6 protein-coding genes are annotated in these 7,640 nt (G+C 68.9%); 4 read left to right on the forward strand and 2 right to left on the reverse strand.

The genetic code is table 11. From position 1 onward, the window contains the following. The first annotated feature begins 41 nt into the window (after nt 1–41). The 3 genes from ACTWQH_RS06205 to ACTWQH_RS06215 all read left to right on the forward strand — a co-directional run bounded on the left by ACTWQH_RS06205 (nt 42) and on the right by ACTWQH_RS06215 (nt 4,220). Nucleotides 42–2,375, forward strand: coding sequence for a glycoside hydrolase family 31 protein (locus tag ACTWQH_RS06205; RefSeq protein WP_443285318.1), 2,334 nt, complete (start codon nt 42–44; stop codon nt 2,373–2,375). A gap of 79 nt (nt 2,376–2,454) precedes the next feature. Then, on the forward strand, nt 2,455–3,147 hold the full coding sequence (locus ACTWQH_RS06210; protein ID WP_443285319.1) for a ThuA domain-containing protein: 693 nt from the start codon (nt 2,455–2,457) through the stop codon (nt 3,145–3,147). After that, nucleotides 3,132–4,220, forward strand: coding sequence for a Gfo/Idh/MocA family protein (locus ACTWQH_RS06215; RefSeq protein WP_443285320.1), 1,089 nt, complete (start codon nt 3,132–3,134; stop codon nt 4,218–4,220). The genes ACTWQH_RS06210 and ACTWQH_RS06215 overlap by 16 nt, the downstream gene beginning before the upstream one ends. A gap of 75 nt (nt 4,221–4,295) precedes the next feature. On the opposite strand, the gene ACTWQH_RS06220 is transcribed toward ACTWQH_RS06215, so the two are convergent. Both ACTWQH_RS06220 and ACTWQH_RS06225 read right to left on the reverse strand, forming a co-directional pair. Next, a complete protein-coding gene (locus ACTWQH_RS06220) occupies nt 4,296–5,024 on the reverse strand; it encodes a FadR/GntR family transcriptional regulator (protein WP_443285321.1) in 729 nt (242 codons plus the stop codon). Between the two features lie 15 nt (nt 5,025–5,039). After that, entirely contained in the window at nt 5,040–6,425 is a 1,386-nt protein-coding gene (locus ACTWQH_RS06225; RefSeq protein WP_443285322.1) for an enolase C-terminal domain-like protein, read from the reverse strand. Between the two features lie 643 nt (nt 6,426–7,068). Here ACTWQH_RS06225 and ACTWQH_RS06230 point away from each other — a divergent pair. After that, nucleotides 7,069–7,467 carry a hypothetical protein gene (locus ACTWQH_RS06230; RefSeq protein WP_443285323.1) on the forward strand — a complete coding sequence of 133 codons (399 nt, stop codon included), beginning with the start codon at nt 7,069–7,071 and terminating at the stop codon, nt 7,465–7,467. Nucleotides 7,468–7,640 lie beyond the last annotated feature (173 nt).

Here is a 7,640-nt window from a genome sequence, read left to right on the forward strand (position 1 = left end):
CGATGGGACGTGGCTGGCGCGTTCACGTAGGGAGCCAACGCATGGAGAGTGTCGTTCCGCGCCGCGCGGTCGAAGGTGACCTCTCGTGGGCGAACCACGAGGGAGGCGTGCTGATCCATCGCGGCGCGACCGTGGTCCGGGTGTCGTGGGAAGCGAAGGGGGTCGTGCGGGTCGGCGCACGGTGGAAGGGCAGCGGCGTCCCGTCGTTCGACGACGGGCCCATGCTCGATCCGGGACGCTCTCGGCACGCCGTGCGCTTCAGCGCACAGGAGTCGGAGCAGGAGCTTGTCCTGTCCGATGGAACGCTGGCGCTGCACGTCGACCGCTCGACCGGCGGTCTCTCGTATCGCAACAGCCGCGGCGAACTGCTGTTCGCCGAGCAGGGTGCGGCCGGAGGCGACATGGAACCGAGGGCGGACGGGGACGGATTCCAGGCCCGGCTCGCCCTCACCGTCTCCGGAGATCAGGCCCTGTACGGCCTCGGTCAACATGAGGACGGCGTCCTCGACCGCCGGGGCCGCCACCTCGACCTCTACCAGCACAATCTGAAGGTCCCGGTTCCCTTCCTCCTCTCGTCGCGCGCCTGGGGGCTGCTGTGGCACTGCTACTCGGCGATGAGCTTCGACGATGACGTCTCGGGCACCACCCTGCGGGCCGACTGCGTCGACGAGACCGACTACTTCGTCATCGCCGGCGACACCATGGACGATGCCATCGCCGGTTACCGCCACCTCACCGGCGCGGCGGCCATCCCACCGCGCTGGGCGTTCGGCTTCGTCCAGTCCAAGGAGCGCTACGAGACGCAGGAGCAGGTGCTGTCGGTCGCGCGCCGCTACGCGGAACTCGGGCTTCCGGCGGAGTGCATCGTCGTCGACTGGCAGCACTGGCCGGACGGGCAATGGGGTCAGAAGTCATTCGACGCGCATCGCTTTCCCGACCCGCAAGGAATGTGCCGCGAGCTGCACGAGCTCGGGACCAAGGTCATGATCTCGGTCTGGCCGCACCTGGAGGACGGCGGTGCCGACCACGCGGAGCTGCGAGCGGCCGGCAAGCTGCTCGGCGACGGCCGCACCTACGACGCGTTCGACCCCGAGGCGCGGACCCTCTTCTGGGAACAGATACGCACAGGCCTGCTCACGCACGGGATCGATGCCCTATGGTGCGACTGCTCCGAACCGTTCGAGGCCGACTGGCAGGGTGCCGACAGGCCCGGTCCCGAGGAGCAGCGCGCGATCAACGTCGGCGCCGCCGAACGCTACCTCGGGCCCCGCAGGGCGAACGCCTACTCCCTGGCGCATGCCCGTGGCATCTGGGACGGCCACCGCGCCTCGGGCTCCTCCAGCCGGATGCTGAACCTCACGCGCTCGGCCTATCCCGGCCAGCAGCGCTACGGCACGTTCGCCTGGTCCGGCGACATCTCGGCCTCCTGGGACACGCTCTCCCGGCAGGTCGCCGAGGGGCTCAACTTCACCGCCTCAGGGCTTCCCTACTGGACCTGCGATGTCGGCGGCTTCTTCGTCAAGCCCGGCCAGGCCTGGTTCGCCCGCGGCGAATTCCCCGACGGCGTCGACGATCCCGCCTACCGGGAGCTCTTCCTCCGCTGGTTCCAGTACGGCTGCTTCCTCCCGATGTTCCGAGTCCACGGCAGCGACACTCCTCGCGAGATCTGGCACCTCGGCAAGCCGGGCGAGGTCGTCTACGACACGCTCGTACGCTTCATCGAGTTGCGTAAGGCGCTGGTGCCCTATCTGTACGCGGTCGCGGGCGCCGTGTATCTCGAGTCGTCGACGATGATGCGAGCGCTCGCCTTCGACTTCGCGCACGATCCTGGTGCCCTGCGCGTCGACGACCAGTTCCTCCTGGGACCGTCGCTGATGGTCTGTCCCGTCACCCGGCCCCAGGGCGTCGGTTCCAGCGCCGGGACGACTCGGTCGGTGTACCTGCCCGCGGGCACCGCGTGGATCGACGCATGGACCGGTGACCTCCAGGACGGCGGCGTACGAGTCGAAGCTCCGGCCCGGCTCGAGACGATTCCCGTGTACGCGAGGGCGGGGACGATCCTGCCCCTCGCTCGTCCGGATGGCGATCTCGACGTCCTGGTGTTCCCGGGGGCCGACGGCACGTTCGGTCTCTACGAGGACGACGGCGACGGCTGGGGTTACGAGATCGGCGAGTACAGCCGCACCACGTTGCGCTGGATCGATGCGCAGCGCACGCTGGTGATCGGCGCGCCGCAAGGATCCCGTCCTGGCGGCCCGGCCACCCGGACCCTCCACGCGAGGCTCGTCCGCCCCGGGCACGGGTGGCGAAGCGACGCCGGGGGGTCCGTCCAGGTCGGATACCACGGCGAGGAGGTACGGGTTCAGCTCGCGTGATGACCGGCGACCGCCCGCGACCCCCACTTTCACGTAACGCCCATCGCGGCACAGAACACACCGAGGGATGTACCTCTGCATGAGCAAACAGGCAATTATCGTTCGCGGCGGCTGGGACGGACATCAGCCCGAGGCGGCCACTGAGCTGTTTCTGCCTCACCTGGCCCGTAACGGCTTCGCATGGGAGATCTTCGACTCACCGGCGATCTACGCGGACGCGGACCGTATGGCAGCCGTCGACCTGGTCGTGCAGTGCATGACCATGTCGACGATCGAACAAGAACAGGCCCGTGGACTGAGCGCGGCGATCGAGGCCGGCACCGGCTTCGCTGGCTGGCACGGTGGCATCATCGATTCGTACCGGGCGAGCGACGCGTATCTGCACATGATGGGGGCCCAGTTCGCCAACCACCCGGGCAAGCACCCGGACGAACGGACCGGCGAGCAGTCCGACTACTACATACCGCATCGGATCGAGATGCTGCCCGCGGCGGCCGATCACCCCATCACCGCCGGGCTCGACAGCTTCGACCTCGTCACCGAGCAGTACTGGGTTCTGAGCGACGGGTTGCTCGATGTCCTGGCGACGACGACGCTGCCGGCGCGCCCGTGGGATCCGTGGCACCAGCCGCACACCTGTCCGGCCGTGTGGACCCGCAACTGGGGTGCGGGACGCATCTTCGTGAGCACGCCGGGTCATCGAGTCGAGATCCTCGAGAACCCGAATGTCCGGACGATCATCGAACGGGGAATGCTATGGGCCAGCCGCTGAGAATCGGGCTCGTCGGCGCCGGCGTCATCAGCCGGCAGTACCTGGAGACGATCGCCCGGCTCGACGATCTCGAGCTCGTCGCCGTCGCCGATCTCGACGGCAGCCGCGCCGCCGCGGCGGCCGACGAGTACGGCGCGCGGGCGGTGACCGTCGAGGAGATGCTGCGACGCGATGACATCGACGCCGTGCTGAACCTCACCATTCCCGCGGCCCACGCCGAGACGTCACTGGCGGCGATGGAGGCGGGCAAGGCCGTCTACGTCGAGAAACCGCTGGCCGCCACGGTGGAGCAGGGCCGCGTGATGCTGGAGGCCGCGTCCGCCGCCGGCGTCATCCTCGGCAGCGCGCCCGACACCGTCCTCGGCACCGGTGTTCAGACCGCCCGCGCGGCCATCGACGAGGGCATGATCGGGACGCCGCTCAGCGCCACGGCCACGATGGTGACACCGGGTCATGAGCGCTGGCACCCGTCGCCGGACTTCTACTACCAGCCAGGCGGCGGCCCCCTCCTCGACATGGGGCCCTACTATCTGACGTCGCTGGTGACACTGCTCGGGCCGGTCGTGAGCGTCGTCGGCGCCGCCAGCGCCATCCGGAGCGAACGTGTCATCGGGTCGGGGCCGCGGGCGGGCGAGCGGATACCCGTGACCACCCCCACACACGTGACCGGAGCGCTGACGCACGCCTCGGGTGCGATATCGACCCTGCTGATGAGCTTCGACGCGCTGTCCACCCATGCCGCCAACATCGAGGTGCACGGGACGGATGGTTCGCTGACCGTGCCGGACCCGAACCTGTTCAGCGGCGACGTCGAACTGGACACGGGTTCGGGCTGGAAGGTGCTGCCCGTCTCGGCGGGGTACCGGCGGGCCGGCCGCGGCTACGGTCTGGCCGACCTCTTCTGGTCGGGTGCGTTCGCCGGTGATCCGTCGGCGGGCCGGGCCCAGGGCGTACTCGGCTTTCATGTCCTCGAGGTGATGGAGGCGGTGCTGACCGCCGCGGCCGAAGGCCGGTCCGTCCCGGTCACGAGCACCGTCGATCGCCCGGAGGCTGTTCTCCTCGACGATCGATGACGCGCTGTGGGTGTTGGGGGGTCGGCGTTCGGCGCGGGAGCCGAACGCCGGCCCCGTGCCCGGCCCGGCCCGGAGTCAGTCGTCGGCCGGCTCCGGCGCGGCCGTGGACTCGTCGTCGTCGGGCAGATCGCGCAGGGATTCCTCGACGCCGACCAGGTGGTTGGCCATCCGGATGCGCGCCGTCTCGGAGTCGTGCGTCCGGAGGGCATTGAGGATCGCCACGTGCTCCTCGTGCGTGCGCAGGTCGGCGCCCACCTCGTGGAGGCTGCGCCAGAGCCGGCCACGCACCGTGCGGCCGGCGAACGCCTCGACCAGCCCGGCGAGGACCGGATTGTCGCTGTGCGCGGCGATGATGCGATGGAACGCGATGTCGATCTCGATGAGCCGCTCGTGCTCCTGAGGTGCCCGGCCGACGACCTGGGCCGCTTCGTCGAGCAGTTCTCCCGCCTCGCGGAGCGCCTCGTCGGTGATCCTGGTGGCGGCCAGCCGTGCCGCTTCGCATTCGAGGACCCGGCGCACGGCATGGGAGTTGGTGGCGGTGCCGTTGCCCTGGACGTCGACGACGAATCCCATCGGTGCCAGCAGCCGCGTCACGTCGAGGTTGGTGACGTACGTCCCGTCGCCCTGGCGGGTGTTGAGGATACCCAGGATGGACAGCGCGGAGACGCCCTCGCGCAGCGGGCCGCGTGAGACGCCCAGGGTTTCGGCGAGTTCCTTCTCGATCGGCAGGCGGTCGCCGGGGCGGAGCCGGCCATCGAGGATCATCCGCTTGATGCCGTCGACGACTTCTTCGGTGCGAGACATGACTGGAGTATGGTCCTAGTTCCCGGCGGCAGCGGCACCGGCAGCAACCGCCGGCTGTCCGGGCAGTGTTCGTGCCGGCACAGATGCCCAGTAGCGGCCGCCGGGAAATCGGAACTCCTCGACCGAGGCCGGATACATCTGAGTGGAGTAGCCAGGCTTGGCCGGAAGGACGTAGGCCGTGCCCGCACCGGCGTCGCGCACCACGCAGGGGTCGGTGAAGTGCTCGTGCAGGTGGTCGACGAACTCGGTGACGCGGTTGGTCAGGTCGCCGGAGACGGCGACGTAGTCGAGCACCGAGACGTGCTGGACCATCTCGCACAGACCGACGCCGCCGGCGTGTGGGCAGACCGGGACACCGAACTTGGCGGCGAGGAGCAGCACCGCGACGATCTCGTTGATGCTCGCCAGCCTGCCGGTGTCGAGCTGGCAGTAGTCGATCGCATCGGCCTGGAACAGTTGCTTGAACATCACCCGGTTGTGGCAGTGTTCGCCGGTCGCGACGCCGATGGGTGCCACCGCGCGCCGGATGGCCGCGTGGCCCAGAATGTCGTCGGGACCGGTCGGCTCCTCGATCCACAGCGGCTCGAACCGCGCCAGGGCGCGCACCCAGTCGATCGCATGCCCGACGTCCCACACCTGGTTCGCGTCGATCATGAGCCTGCGATCGGGCCCGATGATCTCGCGCGCGATGGCACAGCGGCGAATGTCGTCGTCCAGGTTGGCGCCGACCTTGAGCTTGAGGTGGCCGTACCCGGCGTCGACCGCCTCGTGGCACAGCCGGCGCAGCTTGTCGTCGTCGTAGCCGAGCCAGCCCGCCGAGGTGGTGTAGACCGGGAACCCGGTGCGTGCGAGGTCGGCCACCCGGTCGGCCTTCGTGCTCTCCTTGCTCCGGAGGATCTCCAGCGCCTCGTCGCGCGTCAGCACGTCGGAGAGATAACGGAGGTCGGCGACGTCGACCAGCTGCTCCGGGGTCATGTCGGTGAGCAGCCGCCACAGCGGTAGGTTCGCGTGGCGGGCGACCAGGTCCCACGAAGCGTTCAGTACGGCCGCGACCGAGAGGTGGACGACGCCCTTCTCCGGGCCCAGCCAGCGCAACTGCGAGTCCGACATGAGAGAGCGGTAGACGGCGCCCATGTCCGCCGCCATCGCGTCGACATCCCGGCCGATGAGCTGCTGGGCCTGCTGGACGGCCGCGGCGGCCACGATGTCGTTGCCCCTGCCGATGGTGAAGGTCAGACCGTGGCCCGCGAGTGGGGCACCCGTGGGGTCGGAGCCGTCGGTGTGCAGGACGACGTAGGCCGCGGAATGGTCGCCGTCCTTGTTCATGGCGTCCGATCCGTCGCCGGTGAGCGACGTCGGGAAACGGACGTCCTCAACGGTCACGGCGGTGATCTGCGGCATGGGCCGACCTTTCGCCTGATGTGCTAAAAGATCAGATGACTACCGCAGTGTAGGGACGACCTTCTCAATGCGTCAACAATCAGTGGTCCCCTCCAAGGTGGTGGCCCTGGGCGCCTGACCGTGGACGCACGGGCTCGGCGCGGTCGCCAGGAGTGCGATGGGTCGTCGCTCTCGCCGGTCGCCTCCGTCAAGAAGATTAGATGTTTGCGCTGCGATGGCGCCTCAACTGACGCCCTGGTTGCCGTGTTCGGCGTGATCCCGCACCACGGCGGTCCTGCCCTCCTGGCGGTGGGGCGGTTCCCGGCCCTCGCGCCGCGCTCGATGTCCCTGCACGTCGAGTGGCTTGATCCCTTCAGGAGGATGGCGGGCACCGGCGGTCCAGGCTGCCTGGCGTCCCACGTCGGTGAGAGTAAAGGTCTGACCTACGGAGCGTGATCGGAGACCCCGTCCGAGATGCTTCACCGTGCGGGCGGAAGCCGGATCGCACTGCTGCCTCAGGGCCGGGACGTGCGGACGAGCGCTGTGCAGGCGTGTCCGTAGCGGCCGGCGGAGCCGTGCGTCGCGTCCCCGCGGTCGGCGTGTCGTCGGGGGCTCGCACAGACTGTTGACACTGATTGATCTGACTTTTATGGTGACGCCGTCAGTGAACAGCGGAGATTGGCTGGTGCCCGACGATGAGGTCGACCGGTTGGGAACGCGCCACGCGCCGCGCCGGATCGTTGAGGGCAGGTCTGTCGCTGCCCGGGGCGGAGTCACGATGGTGACGCCGGTGGCGGCGAGACCGGCGCGAGAAACGATCCGGTCGCGCAGAACCGAGCGCGGCTGGGCAGGCGCAAAGAAGAGCTTCCGCCAGCATTGGCAGTTGTACCTGTTCATGGTTCCGTCGCTGGTGTACTTCGCCGTGTTCAAGTACATCCCGATGGCCAACAACGTGATCGCCTTCAAGAACTACACCAGGGGCGGTCCCGTTCCCGACACCCCTCGCTCCGGCGTGGCCGACTCGGGACGAGTGGCATCCCGCTGGCGAGACTGCGGAGCGTGAGGATGTCTATAGAAAGCGCGGCAAGGCCGGCACGGGTTCCGGCCGGGCGCCGCAAACGGGGTGCCGTGTCGAAGGAGACCATGCGCCGGAGGGCGCGGCGGAGCTTCGCGCGTCATTGGACGTTGTATCTGCTGATGGCGGTGCCGCTGACGCACATCGTGATCTTCAAGTAC

Origin of the sequence: Streptomyces sp. 6N223 (assembly GCF_052246635.1) — a bacterium.
Classification (GTDB): Bacteria; Actinomycetota; Actinomycetes; order Streptomycetales; family Streptomycetaceae; genus Streptomyces.

Bases quoted from the DNA above. Each gene is read 5' to 3' on its own strand.
- ACTWQH_RS06210 (WP_443285319.1), top strand. From the start codon at position 2,455: ATGAGCAAACAGGCAATTATCGTTCGCGGCGGCTGGGACGGACATCAG.
- ACTWQH_RS06220 (WP_443285321.1), bottom strand. From the start codon at position 5,024: ATGTCTCGCACCGAAGAAGTCGTCGACGGCATCAAGCGGATGATCCTC.
- ACTWQH_RS06215 (WP_443285320.1), top strand. From the start codon at position 3,132: ATGGGCCAGCCGCTGAGAATCGGGCTCGTCGGCGCCGGCGTCATCAGC.
- ACTWQH_RS06225 (WP_443285322.1), bottom strand. From the start codon at position 6,425: ATGCCGCAGATCACCGCCGTGACCGTTGAGGACGTCCGTTTCCCGACG.
- ACTWQH_RS06205 (WP_443285318.1), top strand. From the start codon at position 42: ATGGAGAGTGTCGTTCCGCGCCGCGCGGTCGAAGGTGACCTCTCGTGG.